The sequence below is a fragment of the Novosphingobium sp. SG751A genome, from assembly GCF_013149295.1.
In the GTDB taxonomy this organism is placed as follows: Bacteria; Pseudomonadota; Alphaproteobacteria; order Sphingomonadales; family Sphingomonadaceae; genus Novosphingobium.
Window position 1 is genome coordinate 100,017 of record NZ_JABGCB010000002.1, and the last position, 18,255, is coordinate 118,271.

At 65.4% G+C, this 18,255-nt stretch carries 19 protein-coding genes; 11 read left to right on the forward strand and 8 right to left on the reverse strand.

The genetic code is table 11. The features are described from left to right. The 4 genes from FHW96_RS02880 to FHW96_RS02895 all read right to left on the reverse strand — a co-directional run bounded on the left by FHW96_RS02880 (nt 1) and on the right by FHW96_RS02895 (nt 4,043). Nucleotides 1-663, reverse strand: coding sequence for a CpaD family pilus assembly protein (locus FHW96_RS02880; protein WP_172339059.1), 663 nt, complete (start codon nt 661-663; stop codon nt 1-3). A gap of 12 nt (nt 664-675) precedes the next feature. Continuing rightward, nucleotides 676-2,349, reverse strand: coding sequence for a type II and III secretion system protein family protein (locus FHW96_RS02885; protein WP_172339060.1), 1,674 nt, complete (start codon nt 2,347-2,349; stop codon nt 676-678). A gap of 16 nt (nt 2,350-2,365) precedes the next feature. Next, entirely contained in the window at nt 2,366-3,484 is a 1,119-nt protein-coding gene (cpaB, locus tag FHW96_RS02890) for a Flp pilus assembly protein CpaB (protein WP_172339061.1), read from the reverse strand. A 70-nt stretch (nt 3,485-3,554) separates the two neighbouring features. Beyond that, nucleotides 3,555-4,043 (reverse strand): prepilin peptidase, encoded by a 489-nt coding sequence (locus tag FHW96_RS02895; RefSeq protein WP_172339062.1) that lies wholly within the window; start codon nt 4,041-4,043, stop codon nt 3,555-3,557. A 135-nt stretch (nt 4,044-4,178) separates the two neighbouring features. Between FHW96_RS02895 and FHW96_RS02900 the strand changes: the two genes are divergently transcribed. After that, nucleotides 4,179-5,132, forward strand: coding sequence for an alpha/beta fold hydrolase (locus tag FHW96_RS02900; protein WP_172339063.1), 954 nt, complete (start codon nt 4,179-4,181; stop codon nt 5,130-5,132). A 17-nt stretch (nt 5,133-5,149) separates the two neighbouring features. Continuing rightward, nucleotides 5,150-6,238 (forward strand): FAD-binding oxidoreductase, encoded by a 1,089-nt coding sequence (locus tag FHW96_RS02905; protein WP_172339064.1) that lies wholly within the window; start codon nt 5,150-5,152, stop codon nt 6,236-6,238. A 150-nt stretch (nt 6,239-6,388) separates the two neighbouring features. Here the strand turns inward: FHW96_RS02905 and FHW96_RS02910 are convergent, their stop codons facing one another. From FHW96_RS02910 to FHW96_RS02925, 4 genes are all read right to left on the reverse strand, one after another. Next, a complete protein-coding gene (locus FHW96_RS02910) occupies nt 6,389-6,658 on the reverse strand; it encodes a hypothetical protein (RefSeq protein ID WP_172339065.1) in 270 nt (89 codons plus the stop codon). A gap of 208 nt (nt 6,659-6,866) precedes the next feature. Then, nucleotides 6,867-7,529 carry a heme exporter protein CcmB gene (locus FHW96_RS02915; RefSeq protein ID WP_172339066.1) on the reverse strand — a complete coding sequence of 221 codons (663 nt, stop codon included), beginning with the start codon at nt 7,527-7,529 and terminating at the stop codon, nt 6,867-6,869. Then, nucleotides 7,526-8,128, reverse strand: a complete 603-nt coding sequence (ccmA, locus tag FHW96_RS02920) for a heme ABC exporter ATP-binding protein CcmA (protein WP_172339067.1) — start codon at nt 8,126-8,128, stop codon at nt 7,526-7,528. The genes FHW96_RS02915 and ccmA overlap by 4 nt, the downstream gene beginning before the upstream one ends. A 310-nt stretch (nt 8,129-8,438) precedes the next feature. Then, entirely contained in the window at nt 8,439-9,056 is a 618-nt protein-coding gene (locus FHW96_RS02925) for a DNA-3-methyladenine glycosylase (protein WP_172339068.1), read from the reverse strand. 142 nt (nt 9,057-9,198) lie between these two features. On the opposite strand from FHW96_RS02925, the gene FHW96_RS02930 reads away from it, so the two are divergent. The 9 genes from FHW96_RS02930 (at nt 9,199) to murF (ending at nt 18,254) form a co-directional block, all read left to right on the forward strand. Beyond that, nucleotides 9,199-9,516 (forward strand): 2Fe-2S iron-sulfur cluster-binding protein, encoded by a 318-nt coding sequence (locus FHW96_RS02930; RefSeq protein WP_172339069.1) that lies wholly within the window; start codon nt 9,199-9,201, stop codon nt 9,514-9,516. Between the two features lie 108 nt (nt 9,517-9,624). Then, nucleotides 9,625-10,632: a cysteine synthase A gene (locus tag FHW96_RS02935; RefSeq protein ID WP_172339070.1), complete on the forward strand. Its 1,008-nt coding sequence runs from the start codon at nt 9,625-9,627 to the stop codon at nt 10,630-10,632. Between the two features lie 18 nt (nt 10,633-10,650). Continuing rightward, nucleotides 10,651-10,968, forward strand: a complete 318-nt coding sequence (locus tag FHW96_RS02940; protein WP_172338991.1) for a hypothetical protein — start codon at nt 10,651-10,653, stop codon at nt 10,966-10,968. 526 nt (nt 10,969-11,494) lie between these two features. Next, nucleotides 11,495-12,004: a division/cell wall cluster transcriptional repressor MraZ gene (locus tag FHW96_RS26460; protein WP_172339071.1), complete on the forward strand. Its 510-nt coding sequence runs from the start codon at nt 11,495-11,497 to the stop codon at nt 12,002-12,004. Next, nucleotides 12,001-12,987, forward strand: a complete 987-nt coding sequence (gene rsmH, locus FHW96_RS02950) for a 16S rRNA (cytosine(1402)-N(4))-methyltransferase RsmH (RefSeq protein ID WP_172339072.1) — start codon at nt 12,001-12,003, stop codon at nt 12,985-12,987. Before FHW96_RS26460 ends, rsmH begins: the two co-directional genes overlap by 4 nt. Then, on the forward strand, nt 12,984-13,526 hold the full coding sequence (locus tag FHW96_RS02955) for a hypothetical protein (protein WP_172339073.1): 543 nt from the start codon (nt 12,984-12,986) through the stop codon (nt 13,524-13,526). The genes rsmH and FHW96_RS02955 overlap by 4 nt, the downstream gene beginning before the upstream one ends. 20 nt (nt 13,527-13,546) lie before the next feature. Beyond that, nucleotides 13,547-15,310: a penicillin-binding protein 2 gene (locus tag FHW96_RS02960; protein ID WP_172339330.1), complete on the forward strand. Its 1,764-nt coding sequence runs from the start codon at nt 13,547-13,549 to the stop codon at nt 15,308-15,310. Then, nucleotides 15,307-16,773 (forward strand): UDP-N-acetylmuramoyl-L-alanyl-D-glutamate--2,6-diaminopimelate ligase, encoded by a 1,467-nt coding sequence (locus tag FHW96_RS02965; protein WP_172339074.1) that lies wholly within the window; start codon nt 15,307-15,309, stop codon nt 16,771-16,773. Before FHW96_RS02960 ends, FHW96_RS02965 begins: the two co-directional genes overlap by 4 nt. Beyond that, nucleotides 16,773-18,254 (forward strand): UDP-N-acetylmuramoyl-tripeptide--D-alanyl-D-alanine ligase, encoded by a 1,482-nt coding sequence (gene murF, locus FHW96_RS02970; RefSeq protein WP_172339075.1) that lies wholly within the window; start codon nt 16,773-16,775, stop codon nt 18,252-18,254. Before FHW96_RS02965 ends, murF begins: the two co-directional genes overlap by 1 nt. Nucleotide 18,255 lies beyond the last annotated feature (1 nt).

Consider the following 18,255-nt stretch of genomic DNA (forward strand, 5'->3'; position numbering starts at 1 on the left):
TTAATTGCTCCCCCCGGTGCCGACCTTCTTGACCGCATTGCCGCCATCGCCCGATGGTTTGGCCGCGCGATAGGCGTCGATGGCCTTGTTGCTGGTCATCACCACGGTCTGGCCCTTGGCCCGCGCGCCCGAAAGCAGGTGGTCCGGATCGGCCACCATCGCGGCCAGATTGCCGTTTACCGCGCAGCCGTAATTATGGCTGGTGGCATTGTTGAAATTGCTTTCGCTGTTGTCCGACCAGTTGGGGCAATTGGGCACGCTGGCCACCGCGCGCGTCACCACGATGCGCGCCATGCCCGCGTTCACGCTGCCTTCGCCCACCGGCACCTCGCGGCTGATCTGCAAGCCGCGCCGCCCGACCAGTTCGGCAAGCGCGCCAAGGGTTGCCTCGCTTTTGAGCGGATCGTCAATCGCTACCCGGTCGCCATAGCGCAGACCCAGCGCATCGAACCAGCCCGACAGGCGCTGCGCCTCGGCGCGCGAGATGCCGCCCGGCCCGGTGATGACATCAAGGGCAAAGCTGTTGTGGCTGACCACGGGCTGATTGACGCTGGAGAGCATCCGGTTTTCCGCCACGCCGCCGCATCCCGCCAGCATCAGCGACAGGCCAAGCGCGGCTCCGCCCCAAAGGCGCCCGGACAAAGGAGAAGAGATCCTGTTCATCGCTGCCTCGCTTTAGTTCAGGCTGAAGCCGGGTTGGGTTGCTTCGCCGGCCACGGCGCGTTTGCCCGCCTTGGTTTCGGGGGCGGCGCTCACCTTTTTGGGCGGCGCGTTCTCGCCTTCGGAGGGCTTGAGGGTCGGCTTGGGACGTTCCGCCCCGCTCTTGCCCTCGCTCAACATATTGGCGGCCACCTGCTGGATGTCATTGGCGGTCTGCATGCCGTCGGTGGGCAGCTTGATGTCGCCATCATTGACCGGCTTGACCAGATAGGGGGTGATGACGATCACCAGTTCGGTCTCGCCCTTGGTAAAGCTGGTGGATTTGAACAAGGCGCCCAGCACCGGCAGATCGCCCGCACCGGGCATTTTCTGGATCGTGTTGCTTGCCTTGTTTGACAACAGGCCGCCGATCATCATGCTTTGCCCCGAACCCAGCTCGACCGAGGTTTCGGTGCGGCGGGTGGAAAGCGCGGGGATCGAATAGCCGTTGAGCGTGACCGCGCCCTGGCTGGAGAGTTCGGAAACCTCGGGGCGCACACGCATGCTGATCCGCCCGTCGGACAGGACGGTGGGGGTAAAGCTCAGGCTGACGCCATATTTCTTATATTCGATCGAGACCGTGCCGAGGCCCGATGAGATCGGAATCGGAAATTCGCCGCCCGCCAAAAACTCGCCCGTCTCGCCCGACAGCGCGGTCAGGTTGGGCTGGGCCAGCGTGGTGACCAGACCGATCTGTTCGCCCGCATCCAGCGCGCCCAGAATGTTTACGCCCAGCAGCGTGCCGGTACCGGCCAGCGTGGTGGCGGTGGAGAGGGCCGACAGCGATGTGGCGTCCTTTTCCTGGACGCCGTTGGGGGTGTTCGCATAATATTTTCCTGTCCCCCCCACATTCAGCGGCGAACCGGGGGTGAAGGTGGTAAAGGAGCGGCCCTGCGAAACGCCGAACTGGAATCCGTTGCCGCCATTGCCCATGGTGGTCAGGTTGAACCCCAGCGTCTTGGTCAGCGAGCGCGAGACTTCGGCGATGCGCACCTGAAGGTTGACCTGAAGCGGGGTGGCCGTTTTCAGGCGGGTGATGACATTGGCTTCCTTGCCAAGATAGGCGGTGACGAGGCGTTGGGCCTCGGCCGCATCCTCGGGTGCGCCCACGGTGCCGGTCAGCAGATAGGTGCCTGCGCTCAGCGTTGCCACATTGATGTGCGATTCGGGCATGGCGACTTTCAGCATCTGGTCGACGCTGTCGATGTTGCTGGCCACGCGCACATTGGTGGACCAGATCACTTGCCCTGCCGCATTGCTGGCATAGATCGTCGTCTCGCCCGCGCTGCGGCCATAGACATAGAGCTGGTTGTTCGATTTGACCTGAACATCGGCGATCTTGTCATCGGCGACAAAGACATCCTTCATCGGGCCGGGCAGATTGACCAGTTGTCCGCGCCCCAGCGCGACCGCCATGGCCGCCGAAGGGCCGCTGATCGCCACGGGGGCATAGGCACGCGCGCCAAGGTCGCGCATCGTTTCGCGGCTGGGGCCGTTGGCGGGGGCCATAACCGGCTTTGCGGCGGGCTTTTTGACCGCATGGGCAGGCCCCGCGCTCAGCGTGGCAGGCGCAAGGCCTGCCAGACAGGCCGAGGCCAGCGCGATGGCGGCCAGAGGGCCAGACAGTGGAAGGGTGAGGCGGTGCTGCATCTTGTGGCCTCTCATCTCAAGGTTGGGCCAGAGGGCCGGATGCACCGCCGCCAAAGGCGTTGCCCGCCGCGCCCATGCCATTGGCAATCGCGGCAACCGGCTGGCCATTGGCGCCCATGGAAACGGTCTGACTGTCGCGTCCGCGGATCACGCGCACGCCATTGTTGTTCACTCGCGCCACCACCGGCGCGCCCATCGAGGGGCCGCCTGCTGCAGGCATGGTCGGGCCGCTGGCGGGCAGGGTGCGCTTTTGAAAACGCGAAACTTCGGCCCCGGTGGTCATCGATTCGCCGCCCGATCCGCTGTTGCTGAACGAAGCAGGACGGCGCGCGGCGCCGGCCAGCAGGCGGGTCTCATCGGCCTTGGATGCGCCCTCGGGCAGCTTGACCGCGCCATTGGCGATCGCCCGGTCCAGATCGCCCTGATTGTCGGCAAGGCTGCGCAGCGTCAGGCTGAGCGCGCCCACGGCCTGAGCCACCTCGATCTTTTCGGCGATCTTGGGCGTGACCTCCAGCGTGACCGTGTGGAAGGTGCGTACCACGGTCTTGCCCTCGTTGGTCTGGTTTTCGGTCGATTGGTCGGTGGCCAGCACGCGCAGATTGCGCAGCACGGTTTCCGTCACGTTAAGCGATTGCGCGTCGCCGCCATTGCCGCGAATGGTCTGGGTGAGCATGACGTCCACCCGGTCGCCCGGAAAGATGAAGCCCGCCACGCCCGACTTTTCCGAGACGGTGATGGTGATCGCGCGCATCCCCGCGCCCAGCGCGGCGGCAAGGAAGCCCCGGTCGCCCGGCGCCACCAGCGCGCCTTGCGTCAGCGGCTGGCCCGCGGTGACCGGATAGCGCACCACCGTGCCGATCAGCTTGTTCATGTCGATCTTGCCGTCAACGAAATAGGCTTCCTTCATCAGGTTGCCCGGCCAATCCTGAAAATTGACCGCGTCGGCCGTGATGATCGTGCCGGGGGGCAGCGCGCGCTGGGCCACCAGAACCTTGGGGCCGGTGGGCGCCACGGGCAGCGCGGCCTGAACGACCGGGGCCACGTTTCCGCCCGAGAGCATGCTGCGGGCAGCAAGCGCTGTGCCGATCGCGATGACCATCGCGCCAATCAACAGCATCAGCCTTCGTCTATCCATCGCGGAACAAGCCCCTTACGCATTAACGGCAGAACGACCGGAAATATCCGATAAATTGGTTAACATTCGATCACCCCGCCAGAACGGTTCCGGCGGCGGGAAATAAATAGCCCGATGCGATCACCCACAGCCCGCCAAGGGCAATGGCAACGCCATAGGGAATCGATGGCCTGTGCGGATGGCGCCGCGCCACATGCCATGCGGCCAGAGCCACCGTCAGCACGCCGCCCGACACCGCCATCACCATCAGCAACTGGGCAAACCAGACCGGCTTGATCCACAGCGCCAGCGCCACCAGCAGCTTGACATCGCCCCCGCCCATGGCCCCGATCGCAAACAATCCGGCCAGCACCACAAAGGCCCCGCCCGCCAGCGCCAGTTGCCAGCCGATTTCGGCCATGCCCATATGGCAGGCCCACCAGAACAGCGGCGCGGCAAGGGCGATCCCGGCATTGAGCCAGTTGTCGATCTGGCGCCGCCGCATATCGGTATAGGCAGCCACCAGCAGCGCGATTGCCAAGCCGATCAGCAGACCGTAGGAAAAGGAGAAACCAAGCATGCGGACCTCTGGGTGGATCAGGGTTCCGGTTTAGTGGTGATGACTTACCAAACAGTAACCAACGCAAGGCGCGCAAATGGCGGATGCGGGCGCAATCGGGGGGCTGACGGGCGGCAAGGCGGAAAAGAGGTGCTAATGGAACTTCCCGAGGGCGGTGTTGAGCAATTCTGGATGGCGCCCGATGGCTGGCCGATCCGTCGAATCGATCTTTCCCCTCGCCATGTTCTGCGCGGCAGCCTGCTGTTCATGCCCGGACGGGGCGATTTCTATGAAAAATACCTCGAGTCGCTGGAGGAATGGCGCGATGCCGGGTGGCATGTGACCAGCCTCGACTGGCGCGGTCAGGCCGGGTCGGGGCGGCTGGGGATGGATGCGACTACCGGGCATGTCGATGATTTTTCGGTGTGGGTCGAGGATCTGGCCGCGTTCTGGCGGCAATGGCGGGGCGAAAGGTCGGGGCCGGTGGTGCTGATCGGCCATTCGATGGGCGGGCATCTGGCGCTGCGCGCACTGGCGCAGGGGCGGGTCGATCCCGATGCGCTGGTGCTTTCGGCGCCAATGCTGGGTTTTGCGGCGGGGGGGGCGCCTTTCTGGTCGCAAAAGATGCTGGGCTGGGCGATGCTCAAACTGGGCGATGCGCGGCGTCCGGCGTGGAATGGCGGGGAAAAACCGGCCAGCTCGCTCCATGCGCGCAAAGGGCTGCTGACCCATGACGCGCGGCGCTATCAGCAGGAGATGGACTGGCGCGCGGTGCGGCCCGAACTGGCGATGGGCCCGGCCAGTTGGGGCTGGATGGCGGCGGGGCTGCGCTCGATGGAGACGTTCATGGCGCCCGGCGTGCTGGAGCGGGTCGAGACGCCGGTGCTGATCCTGTCGACCGCCGCCGATGGGCTGGTGTGCCACCGGGCCAATCTGAAGGCGGCGCGGCGCTTGCCCCATGGCGAGATCATGAGTTTCGGCCCCGAGGCCGCCCATGAGATCCTGCGCGAGGTGGACGAGGTGCGCGAGCCTGCCATGGAGCGGATCGAGGCCTTTCTGAGCGAGCATGTGGCCCAGCCTGTGACACCGGACTTGACCCGCGCGCTTTGAGCGGCTTGGGTCGGGCGATGAGCCAGAGGTTTGATATAGCAATCGTGGGCGCCGGGATGGCGGGCGCCTCGCTGGGCGCGCATTTGCTGGCGCGCGGCGCGGGGTCTGTGGTCATGCTGGAGGGCGAGGACCGCCCCGGATACCATTCCACCGGGCGCAGCGCGGCTTTCTGGCAGGAAACCTATGGCGGGCCGCAGGTTCAGCCTTTGACGCTGGCCTCCGGGCCGGTGCTGGAGGAACTGGGCTTTCTGCATCCGCGCGGCGGGCTGCATCTGGCGCGGCGTGAGGATCTGGCCGCGTTGGAGGAATTTGCCGAGGATTTTGCAGGCGCTGGCGTCGATCTGCCCGCCGTGGACCGCGCGGGGATGGAGGCGCAGGTGCCGGGCCTCGATCCGCAATGGGTGGCGGGCCTTGCCGAGCCGTCATGCCGCGACATCGATGTGGCGGGGCTGCATCAGCATTACCTCTCTGCCTTTCGGCGCGGCGGGGGCGAGGTGTGGACGCGGGCGCGGTTGGCGGCTGCGTCTCGTGATGGCGATTGGGCGCTGAGCCTTGAGGATGGGCGCGAGATCCGCGCCGGGGTGCTGGTCAATGCGGCGGGCGCCTGGGCGGACGAGGTGGCTGCGATGGCCGGGGCGCGGCCCGTGGGTATTCAGCCGTTAAGGCGCACTATGGCCCAGATCCGTGTTTCGCCCGAAGCGCAGGCCGCCATGCCGCTGGTGATGGACATGGGTGGGACGTTCTATTTCAAGCCCGAGGGCGGACGGCTCTGGCTGACGCCGCACGATGAAACGCCCGTGCCGCCCTGCGATGCGGCGCCCGAGGAAATCGACGTGGCCGTGGCGATCGATCGCTTTGAGGGGGTGGTCGACTGGCGCGTCGAGGCGGTCGAGCATCGCTGGGCGGGGTTGCGCAGCTTCGCGCCGGATCGGTTGCCGGTCTATGGCTGGGATGTTTCGGTGCCGGGCTTTTTCTGGTGCGCGGGGCAGGGTGGGTTTGGCATCCAGACCGCGCCCGCTGCGGCGGAGATGGCGGCGCGGTTGCTCTTGGGGCAGGAGCCGGGCGAGGTTGATCCGGGGGTGTTTGGACCGGGGAGGTTTGTTTAAAGGGGGGAGGTTTGCCTCCGGCGGGCAAAGGGCGGGGGCCCTTTGCAATCCCGTTATGGGGTGGCGCGTGGGTGGCGGCGTGGTGTTTTGGGGCGAGGTGACGGGTTTGAAGGCCGCTGCGCGGCGGGGGATGGTCGCAGGGCTGGGGTATCAATTTGTTTTGGGCGGCTTCGGCTTGGCATGGTTGAACAAAGACCACACAATCAGCACCAAGGTCGCACACTCCATTCCAATATTGAGTGGGCGGCCTAAACGCGATTGCACCTTGATTTCTAATGGCGAGATCAATTCTGCGGCTTTCAGCACAATGAGGAAGCCGAATACGGCGAGCACAACGCGCCCTCTCCAATGATATTGGCTGGCAAGCAGCACGCACAGCCAAATACTCAAGCTCAAAGCGCTACTGAGTATATCGGTCATCGACACCACCATCGTGGAAACACGGAAAAAACGGCATCTCTCATGTCCACTGTAGCCCCGTTTTGCGCAACGCCTATTTTCTTTCCGCGAAGCGGCTTACCTGCCTTTCTCGTCCTCGCCTCCAAACGCACCGTTGCAGTTCCTCCGCAACGCCGACAGTAACGGGATTGCAAAGGGCCCTCGCCCTTTGCCCGCCGGAGGCAAACTTCTACCTGCCCGCCCGCAACGCCGCCGCCCCGGCAAAAGGCGTCAAGGCCACCAGCACCAGACTGGCCGCGCCCGCCAGCGCCAATCCGCTCTCGCCGCCGATGGCCAGCGCACCTGCGCCGAAGATGAGCAATGGCACGCATAGGGGGATGAAGAGCAGGCCCGCCAGCGCCGCGCCGCCTTTCAACCCTGCGGTGATGGTGGCCACCGCTACGCCCACGGCGGCAAGGCCGGGGGTTCCGGCAAGGAGGCCCAGTTCGACGAGGGTGATGGTGCGCGCGTCGAGGCCGAGCAGCGCGGCGGCGGGCAGGGTGGCCAGCATGAGGGGCGGGGCGAAGGAGAGCCAGTGGGCCAGCAGGCGCAGGGCGACGATGACTTCTTCGGAGATGCCGCGCAGGGCCCATTGCTCGAACAGGCCGGCTTCGCGGTCGGGCTCGATCAGGCGGTCGAGCGGCAGGATCGCGGCCAGCAGCGCGGCCAGCCAGATCACGCCTCCGCCCACGCGGGCGAGGAGTTTGGGGTCCGGTCCGACGGCGAAGGGGAAGATGATGGCGACGGCAAGGAAGAACAGGATGGGCAGCATGATGCCGCCTCCGCCCCCGCTGCCCAACAGGAGCAGGCGCAGATCGCGGCGCAGGATGGCGAGGAGGGCGGCCCCCTTCACAGCGCGTACTCGGCAAGGTCGAGGCGGGTGAGTCCGGGGATGCCAAGGGATTGATGCGAGGCGATAATGCAGGCGCCTCCGCCCGCACAGTGGCGCGCGATCATGCGTTCGACCATCGCGCAGGCGGCCACGTCCAGCCCGTTCAAAGGCTCGTCCAGCAGCCAGTTGGGCGCGTTCTGGCCGATCAGGCGGGCAAGGGCGGCGCGCTTCTTCTGGCCGGTGGAGAGATAGCGCACCGGCACGTCGAGCAGATTGGCCAAGCCCAGCCCGTTGATGGCTTCATCGGGCACCGGCCCATCGACCCGCGCCCAAAACGCCAGCGCCGCGCCCAGAGGCTGGCCCAGATCAAGGCCGTGGCGCTCGTCCATCAGGGCCAGCGGGCCGTCCCACGCGATGGCGCCAGTGATGCCGCTGACCGGATCGGGGCTGGGCGGGAGCAGGCCCGCGAGCATCCGCATCAGACTGGATTTGCCCAGCCCATTCGGCCCCAGAACATGCAGCGCCTGTCCCCGCGCCAAGCCCAGAGAAAGGCCCGAAAACAGCCAGCGGTCGCCGCGGCGGCAGCACAGATCAGTGGCGGTGAGGGCGGTGGCGGTCATGGTGGGGTGGCGATAGGGAAAAGTGGGGGGGCTGCCAAGAAGAAGGTTTTGCCTCCGGCGGGCTTTGATGTGCCTCCGGCGGGCAAAGGGCGGGGGCCCTTTGCAATCCCGTTAATGGGGGGAGGCTGGCCAGGGGGTGTTTAGAGGAGTGAAAGCCTGCGGCGCGGTAGGGTCAGGCCTGTCCGCGCCGCAGGCTTTCCATTTCAACCTCGCGTCCGACACGCAACGCCGCCGCCCTTGCGCTACGCAGACAGTAATGGGAGCGCGAGGGACGAGTCCCTCGCATCTTGACTTTCCTTAATCAAAACAATCACAAAGCCGCATTGTTATAGCAATGCCACGTAAAGATCGCCGCCGCGCCCCGATGGGGCCGCCACCCTTCGGCCAATATCCGCGTCTGCTTCTCGCTTGGCCGCTCTGGCAGTCCCAGCAATTTGCCAAGGCCGATCTGGACGGCAAGGTCGCCGGCGGGCCAGATGTCGGGGCGGCCTTCGGCGAAGAGGAGGTAGATTTCGGCCGACCAGCGCCCGATGCCCTTGATGCGGGTGAGGAGGGTGATGGCTTCCTCGTCATCGGCGGGCAGGGCGGAAAAATCGAGTTCGCCCGCCAGCACCATTTCGCACAGCGACCGCGCATAGGACTGTTTCTGGCGCGAGAGGCCGCAGGCGCGCAAAGTATCGAAATCGGCGGCCAGCAGCGCGGATGGATCAGCCTCCTCGCCCGCAACGCCCACCATTTTGGCCCACATGGACGAGGCGGCGGCTACTGAAACCTGTTGCCCCACGATGGTGCGCAGCATGGTGGCATGGCCGCGCGCGCGGATGCGCGGCTCGGGCAATCCCACCCGGCCGAGCGCTTGCGCAATGCCCGGCGTGGTTTGCGCAATGGCATTCAGCCCCTTTTCAATCGCTTCTGCCGAAAGTCCCATTTGTGCCCGTTTCGTGAATGGAAATGACAAAATTTTGCGCAATTCGGCCTGTTGCCAAACCGGCGGCTTGCCGATAGCAGCCGTGGCCAAGCGCCGTTGCGCTGCGCTTCATATAACTGCGCATCATACAGAGGGATTTGATATGCCGAAGCTGGTGATCGTCAATAGTGCGGGTGAAGAAAAGGAAGTCGAGGCCCAGACCGGCCGCACGGTGATGGAAGTGATTCGCGATGCGGGTTTTGACGATCTGCTGGCGCTGTGCGGGGGCTGCTGCTCCTGCGCGACGTGCCATGTGCATATCGACCCGGCCTTTGCCGACAAGCTGCCCGCGATCAGCGCCGACGAAGACGACCTGCTGGACAGCAGCGACCACCGCGACGGCAATTCGCGCCTGTCGTGCCAGTTGCCCGTGACCGACGCCATCGACGGCATGCGCGTGACGATTGCCGAGGCGGACTGATCTTTTGGGGCCGCGCCGGGTTTCGCGCGCGGGTTTAAAAGCCTGACTTTAGGGGTGCCTTGCGCAAATGCATTGCGCGTTGCGCAAGGCGCCCCTACCTAGGGCGGCATGACGAAAGCGCCCGTTTATCAAAACACCCTCGATCTGATTGGCAACACCCCGATGGTCCTTTTGAAAGGGCCGAGCGAGGCGGCAGGTTGCGAGATCTGGGGCAAGTGCGAATTTGCCAATCCGGGGCAGAGCGTGAAGGATCGCGCCGCCTTGTGGATCATCCGCGATGCGGAGCGCTCGGGCGCGCTTAAGCCCGACGGCACGATTGTCGAGGGTACGGCGGGCAATACGGGCATCGGCATCGCGCTGGTCGCCAATGCGCTGGGCTATAAGACGATCATCGTCATGCCCGAAACCCAGAGCCGCGAGAAGATGGACACGTTGCGCGCGCTGCGGGCCGAGCTGGTGCTGGTGCCGGCCGCGCCCTTCAGCAATCCGGGGCATTTCGTGCATACGTCGCGCCGTCTGGCCGAGGAAACCGAGGGCGCGATCTGGGCCAACCAGTTCGACAATACCGCCAACCGCAAGGCCCATATCGAATCGACCGCGCCGGAAATCTGGGAACAGATGGAAGGGCGGCTTGATGGTTTTACCTGCGCGGCGGGCACGGGCGGCACGCTGGCGGGCGTCGGGCTGGGGCTGAAGGCGTTTGATGAGAACATCACCATTGCGCTGACCGATCCCTATGGCGCGGCGCTGTATAATTACTATGCCCATGGCGAGTTGAAGGCCGAAGGCAGCAGCGTGGCCGAGGGCATCGGGCAGGGGCGGATCACCGCCAATCTGGACGGGGCGCCGATCGACACGCAATTCCGCATGTCGGACGCGGAAGGGCTCGAATGGGTCCGCCGCCTGCTGGCCGAGGAAGGCCTTGCGCTGGGCCTGTCGAGCGGGATCAATGTCGCGGGGGCGGTGGCATTGGGGCGCAAGCTGGTGGCCGAGGGCAAGAAGGACGCGCGCGTCGCCACGATCCTGTGCGACACCGGGCTGCGTTATCTCTCCACGCTCTATAACAAGGCGTGGCTTGAGGCGAAGGGGCTGCCGGTCTTTCCTTGGCTGGCGTGATGGAGTAAGATCCGCGCGATGACGGAGATTTCCACCCCAAGCGATCCGGCCACCTCGGAATTTGAGCGCACCCCGCGCGAAATCCGCGCGCAGATGGTGCAGCGTTTGCAGGTGGGCCTGTTCGGCCTGTCGCTGATGCTGCTGCTGGTGGGGCTGGCCAATATCATCATGGACAATGCGCGGCGCAACGATGCCGCCGCCGCCAGCGCGCAGGCCAGCACCAGCGCGGGGGGCAGCAGCGATCCTCTGGCCGACATTGGCGTCATTCCTTCGCCCGATGCGGGCAAGGTGCAAGCGGGCGCATCGCCCCGCGTGACGCCCGCCGCGCCGCATTGATCGGCGTTCTTCTCCGCGCGCGCAGATCGGCGCGGGAAAACCTGCCACTTTTGGGAAAACCTGCCACCGGCGGGAAACTGTGCCACCTGCGGGAAGACCTGCCGTAGTCGGGAAAATGCGCCACCGGGCGGCACCTTGGCGCAACAATCGGGCAAAATAACGGGAATCATGCGGGATTCGCGAATCTCTGTATGCGGGAATCGGCGGGAAGGGTCGTTTTCCACCCATGGCGAACCTCGGGAAATTACGGAATTGACGTGCTCTCAGAGGTGGTTTGGTAATGATTTGGTAATAAATTGCCGTTGAGCGTAGCGTTATATAAACCTGAAAAATAAGGGAATTTTCATTCTTTTCCACAAAGTGGCAGATTTTCCCGCAAAGTCCCTTTCCCGCCCGCAGACTCCGCGATAGAACATGATCATCGGGTAGAGTTTCAGCCGTCCTTTTGCGGGGGTTTGGCGTGGCCTTGGCGCTGCGGCAATCGGCGAAGCTTTGCCCAATTGGTGGGGCTTTCTTCGCAAAGGTAGTGGGTGGGGTGACTGGTTTCCCGGTCATTTATATGGGACAGGGCTTCTCGCCGAAGGGCGACAAGGAGCGCTTCGTCCTGCCTGCCGACATCCGCAAGATCGTGGCCGAGGCCAGCGACAACATTAACGAGATGCTGGTGGCCCGCCATGAAGAATGGCCCTGTCTGTTCGCCTGCGGCACGTCCTATCGAAACCAGCTTGCCGAGGAAATCCGTGTGAAGCATGCCGCCGATGTGGCCGCCGGTCGCCCCTCTACCCGGGCGCGTGATGCGTTGGTCTTTGGCAATCTGACGCGCGTGGCCTTTGACAATTCGGGCCGCTTTATCCTGCCCGCGCACATGCGCGCCCAGGCTTCGATCACGGATGGGCTCTATATCCACGGTACGATGGACTATTTCACGCTGTGGTCGCCCGAAGTGCTGATGGCGATGGCGGGCGATGAATGGATCGGGCCCAAGGCGAGCTGCGAGAGCTATCTGGCCGCAGCGGGCGGGAGGGCGCGCAAATGAGCCTTCTGGCTGCGATCCCGCATGATGCCCCGCATATTCCGGTGCTGCTCGATGAGGTCATCGGCGCGTTGGATCCGGCAGGCTCGCTTGATTTTTCGGGCAAGGTCATCGTCGATGCCACGCTGGGCGCGGGCGGCTATACGCGCGCGCTGCTGGCGGCGGGGGCCACGGTCCATGCGTTTGACCGCGACCCCGATGCGATTGCCGCCGCGCGCGAATGGGGCGCCGGTTATGACCGGCTGATCCTGCATCCGCGCCGCTTTTCGGAAGTTGGCGATGCGCTGGCGCAGGCGGGCGTGAGCGCGATTGACGGGTTGGTGGCCGATATTGGCGTGTCCTCGATGCAGCTTGACCAGCAGGGCCGCGGCTTTGCCTTTTCCAGCGATGGGCCTCTGGACATGCGCATGTCGCAGGAAGGGCCCAGCGCGGCCGATTTCTGCAACGAGGCGGCTGAGGAAGAGATCGCCAACGTCCTCTATAATTACGCCGAGGAGCGCCAGTCGCGCCGCATCGCCCGCGCCATCGTCGCCGCGCGCCCGCTTGAAACCACCGGGCAACTGGCCAATGTCGTGCGCCGCGCGCTGGGCTACAAGCCGGGCGCGCCCAAGGACCCGGCCACGCGCAGCTTTCAGGCGATCCGCATCCATGTGAACGATGAGCTGGGCGAACTGGAGGCTCTGCTGGCCACTGCCGAGAGCCTGCTCAATCCCGGCGGGCGTCTGGCCATCGTCAGTTTTCACAGCCTCGAGGACCGCATCGTCAAGCAGTTCTTCAAGGATGCCAGCGGCGTGGCCAGTGCCACCTCGCGCTATATGCCGGTCGCCGCAAGCGCGGCTCCTGCTGTCTACAGCCATATTTCCAAAGCCATTCGCGCGGGCGAGGTGGAGTTGAACCGCAACCCCCGCGCGCGTTCGGCCACTTTGCGCTTTGCCACGCGCACCGATGTTCCCGCTCGTCCTGCTGTCTCCCGGAGGCGCCCGTGAATCTGACCCGTGATCGCATGCACACGATCGGCTGGGGCATGACCCTGGTGATTTGCCTTGCCCTGACGCTGGCGCTGACGTTCCGCGTCAATGCGGTGAAAAGTCAGGTGCGGCTGGCCGAGCGACAGATCACGCAGTTGAAGCAGGAAAAGCTGTTCCTCGAAACCGAGTTCGAGACGCGCGCCAGCCAGCAGCAGCTTAAAGCCTTCAACGATGTGGACTTTGGCTACAGCGCGCCCACGGTCGGACAATATCTGGAAAGCGAGCGTCAGCTCGCCGCCCTTGGCAAGCCGCGTTCGCCCGATGCGCCCGATCCGATCCGCGTGGCTTCGGCCGATGCGGTCAATGCCTCGGTGCGCACGATGATGGCGGTGGAGGCCAAGCCCACCTCGCCCTTCGCCGCGCTGGGCATGGGCGCCAAGCCGGAACCGGCGGTCGCGACACCGGGCGCGAAGAAGGCAAAGAAATCCGAGGATATCTCCGAGCATCTGGCTCGCTTTTCCGGGCGGGCGGGGCAAAATGCGGGGCATCGTGAATGAGCATACTGGCAGCGGCGGGCATGGCGGATAAAGGCGTCACTTTGCAAGGGCAGGGCCCGGAAAAGGCCCGCGTGCTCAAGAATGTGCGCGCGCTGGCGCTGGCGCAGGCGCGGTTTCGCGCGCTCTGGGTGCTGGTGGGTTTTGCCATGCTGCTGCTTCTGGCGCTGCTGCGCATCGCGCATCTGGGCCTTTCCGATCCGGGGCGTCCGGGCGGAGAGGGGACGGCGGGGCTGCCCGACCGGGGCGATATTCTTGATCGCAACGGCGTGCCGCTGGCGCGCGCCTTTCCGGCCTATGCGCTCTGGTTCAACCCCCATGCCATGGGCGACGGCTCGCCGCTGGTGCGTTCGCCCGCCGATCTGGCCGCCGCGCTCGTCCGCATTTTTCCCGATGAGGATGTCGAGGAACTGACCCGGCGCCTTGCTTCGGGCAAGGCGGGCTATCTGCGCCGCCGCATCCTGCCTGAAGAGGCGAACAAGATCCACGCGCTGGGCGAACCGGCGCTGGAATTCCCGCGTGAGGCCGAGCGTTACTATCCCCAAGGCACGATGGCGGCCCATATTCTGGGCTATGTCGACAGCAAGGGGCTGGGCCAGGTCGGCATGGAGGCGGTTTTCCAAAAGCAGTTGACCGATCCGGCGACGCGCGGTGCGCCCGCTGTCCTCTCCATCGACGCGCGGGTTCAGGGCGCGCTCGAGGATGAATTGATGTGGGGCATGACCCGCGCACAGGCCAAGGGCGCGGCGGGCATCGTGATGGATGTGGACACGGGCGAAGTGATGGCGCTGGCCTCGCTGCCCAGCTTTAACCCCAACGCCCTGCGCCCGCAGGATATTTCCGACAGCGATCCGACCAAGCAGGCCAATATTTTCAACCGCGCCACCAACCAGACCTATGAGCTGGGCAGCGTGATGAAGCCGATCACCGTGGCCAGCGCGATTGATGCGGGGATCATCACCAATCTGGCGCGGCGCTATCCGGCGGACCATCCGCTGGAAATCGCCGGGATCACCGTGCATGACCACGAGAATTACGGCGCCAGCCTGAACATCATCGAGGCGCTGATCCATTCGAGCAACATCGTGCTGGCGCAGGTGGGTGACCAGTTGGGCGCGCAAAGGATGCAGACCACGCTCAAGGCGCTGGGCTTTTCCGAGCGGCCCTATATCGAGCTGCCCGCGCGCGGACGGCCCAGCTGGCCGCGCGGCGACCGCAACGGCGTGTGGTCGCGCGTCACCACGGTCACGGCCTCTTATGGCCATGGCTTTTCAATCACTCCGATCCATCTGGCCAGCGCCTATGCCGCGATGGTCAATGGCGGGATCTGGCGCCCGGCCACCTTGCAGAAGATCGCGCCGGGTCAGGCCGCCGCCGGCCGCCGCGTATGGCAGGCATCGACCAGCGCGCGCATGCGCCAGTTGCTGCGCTCGATCGTGGATGTGGGCACCGGGCGCAGCGCCAATGCCGTGGGATACCGGGTCGGCGGCAAGACCGGCACCGCCGAAATCGGCGACGCGCAGGGCTATCACCACGACCGCGTGGTGGCCACCTTTGCCGCCGCCTTTCCGATGGACCGCCCGCGCTATGTGGTGATCGCCACGCTGGACCAGCCCAAGGCCAACGCCGCCACCAGTTTTCAACGAACCGCCGCATGGAATGCAGCGCCCATCGTGGGCCGGGTGATTCCGCGCATCGGCCCCTTGCTGGGCGTGATGCCCGATGCCACGCGCGACATTGATATCAGCGACATTGCCCCGCTGATCGCCAATGGAGACGGCGAATGAGATTAGCCGACCTGATCCAAGGTGGAAACAAGGTGGAAGCCGGTGACATAGACGTCACCGGCTTTGCCATTGATAATCGCAAGGTTGCGCCGGGCAATGTGTTCGGCGCATTTGTTGGCGCCACCGTCAATGGCGAGGATTTTATCGCGCAGGCGGTCAAGGCTGGGGCGGTGGCCGTGGTGGCCCGGCCCGAGGCGCGCGGCGCGATCGAGGCGGCGGGCGCGGTGGCGCTGGTCGATGATAATCCGCGCCGGGCCTTTGCGCGTCTGGCCGCGCCTTTCTATGCGCCGCTGCCCGAAACTCTGATGGCCGTAACGGGCACCAACGGCAAGACCAGCACCGTGGAAATGCTGCGCCAGATCTGGCGCATGGCCGGGCACAGCGCGGCCAGCATCGGCACGCTGGGCATCACCACGGCGGATGAGACGACCTATACGGGCCTCACCACACCCGACATCGTGACCTTCCTTGCCAATCTGGCGGGTCTTGCGCGCGAAGGCGTCAGCCATGTCGCCTATGAGGCCTCGAGCCACGGTCTGTCGCAATATCGCAGCGAGGGGCCGCGCGTGATGGCGGGGGCCTTTACCAACCTTTCGCGCGACCATCTCGATTATCACGCGACGATGGAGGACTATTTCGCCGCCAAGATGCGCCTGTTCGACGAGGTTGTGGTTGATGGCGGATCGGCGGTGGTCTGGGCCGATGATGCCTGGAGCGAGCGGGCCATCGCCCATGTCCGCGCGCGCGGTCTGCGCCTGATCACGGTGGGCGAGGAAGGGGATGTGATCCGTCTGATCCGCCGCGAGCCGGGGCCTTTGGGGCAGGTGTTGACGGTTGTGCATGAGGGCGTCGAGCGGCGGATCAACCTGCCGCTGATCGGGGCCTATCAGGCGGCCAATGCGCTGGTGGCCGCCGGACTGGCTTTGGCCGGCGGTTTGAACCCGGCGCAGGTGTTTGACGCGTTGGGTCGTCTGACCCCGGTGCGCGGGCGGCTGGAGCGCGCGGCGATCAATGCGGCGGGCGCACCGGCCTATGTCGATTATGCCCATACGCCCGATGCGCTGGAGGCCGCGATTGCTGCGCTGCGCCCGCATACGAAGGGGCGGCTGATCGTGGTATTCGGCGCCGGGGGCGACCGCGATGCGGGCAAGCGCGCACCGATGGGAACCATCGTGGGCGAGCAGGCCGACATCGCCATCGTCACCGACGACAACCCGCGCGGCGAGGACCCGGCGGCCATCCGCAGGGCCGTGATCGCGGGGGCGCCGCAGCGCCTGATCGAGATCGGCGACCGGCGCGAGGCGATTTTTCAGGGGACAGCCCGGGCGAAAAGGGATGACATCCTGCTCATCGCGGGCAAAGGGCATGAGCAGGGACAGATCATCGGGCGCGGGCCTGATGTGCGTGTCCTGCCTTTTGATGATGTGACCGTGGCGCGTGAAGCGGCCGGGGAGAAAGTATAATGGCGGCAAAAGCGAAACTGCGGGAATGGCCGGTGACGGCAGAGGACGGACAGCCTTTGGCGCTCTGGACTTTGGCCGAGGTGGCCGCAGCCACGGGCGGCGAGGCCTTTGGCGAGGCGCAGATTTCCAATGTCGCCACCGATTCGCGTGAAATCGTGGAAGGCGGCCTGTTCTTTGCCATGCGCGGCGAGGCGATGGACGGGCACAAGTTCCTCGACAAGGCGTTCGAACTGGGCGCGGTGGCGGCTGTGGTGGAGCAGCCGATTGACCGGCCTCACGTGCTGGTCAAGGACAGCTTTGCCGCGCTTCAGGCGCTGGCCCGCGCCGCCCGCAATCGCATCCTGCCCGAAGCCCGCGTGATCGGCGTGACCGGCTCTGTGGGCAAGACCAGCGTGAAAGAGGCGATCTTTGCCGCGCTGGAGCGTTCCAGCCATGGCCGCGCCCATCGCAGCGTCAAAAGCTATAACAACCATGTCGGCGTGCCTTTGAGCATGACGCGGATGCCGCAGCGCACGCTCTACGGCATTTTCGAAATGGGCATGAACCATGCGGGCGAGATCCGCGAACTGACCGCGCTGGCCCGCCCGCATGTGGCGGTGATCACCACGATCGCGCCCGCCCATATCGAAAATCTGGGCAGCGAGGAGGCGATTGCCGACGCCAAGGCCGAGATCTTTGAAGGCCTGCAGGGTTTTGAAGGGCATGAGGGCGGGATTGCCATCATCCCGGCCGATATTCCCCATTACGAACGCCTGCGCGCCGCCGCCATCGCCTGCGGGGCGCAGGTCATGTCCTATGGCCGGGCGCCGCATTCGGACATCCGCCTGCTCGATGCCTTGTCGGGCATGCTGGGCGGCACGCTGGTGACGGTGGATCTTGGCGATTCGCGGCTGTGCTATTCGGTCTCGATGCCGGGCGACCATTGGGTGCTGAACTCGCTGGCCGTGGTGGCGGCGGTGCGCGCGGTGGGCGGCGATCTGGGCGCGACGGGCCTCGCGCTGGCCGAGATGCAGGGGCTGGCCGGGCGCGGCATGCGCAGCGGGATCGAGCTGGCCGATGGCGGCAAGGCGCTGCTGATCGATGAAAGCTATAATGCCAATCCGGCCTCGATGCGCGCCTCGCTCTCAGTGCTGGGGGGCGAACCGGCCAAGCGGCGGATCGCGGTGCTGGGTGCGATGAAGGAACTGGGCGATTTTGGCCCGGCGCTTCATGCCGCGCTGGTCGAACCGATGGTGGCGGCCAAAGTCGATTATGCGGTGCTGGTGGGCGATGAAATGGCCGCTTTGGCGCAGGAACTGGGGAAATCCGGCCCCGGCGCGCTTGGCAAGCCCATCCCCTTCGCCCATTGCAGGAACGCGCAAGAGGCCGGCAAGGCTCTGGCTGACTTTGGGTTGGCGCAGGGCGATGCGGTGCTTGTCAAAGGATCAAACTCGGTGGGGCTGGGGTCGCTGGTCGCCACGCTGTGCCAAACCACGAATTGAC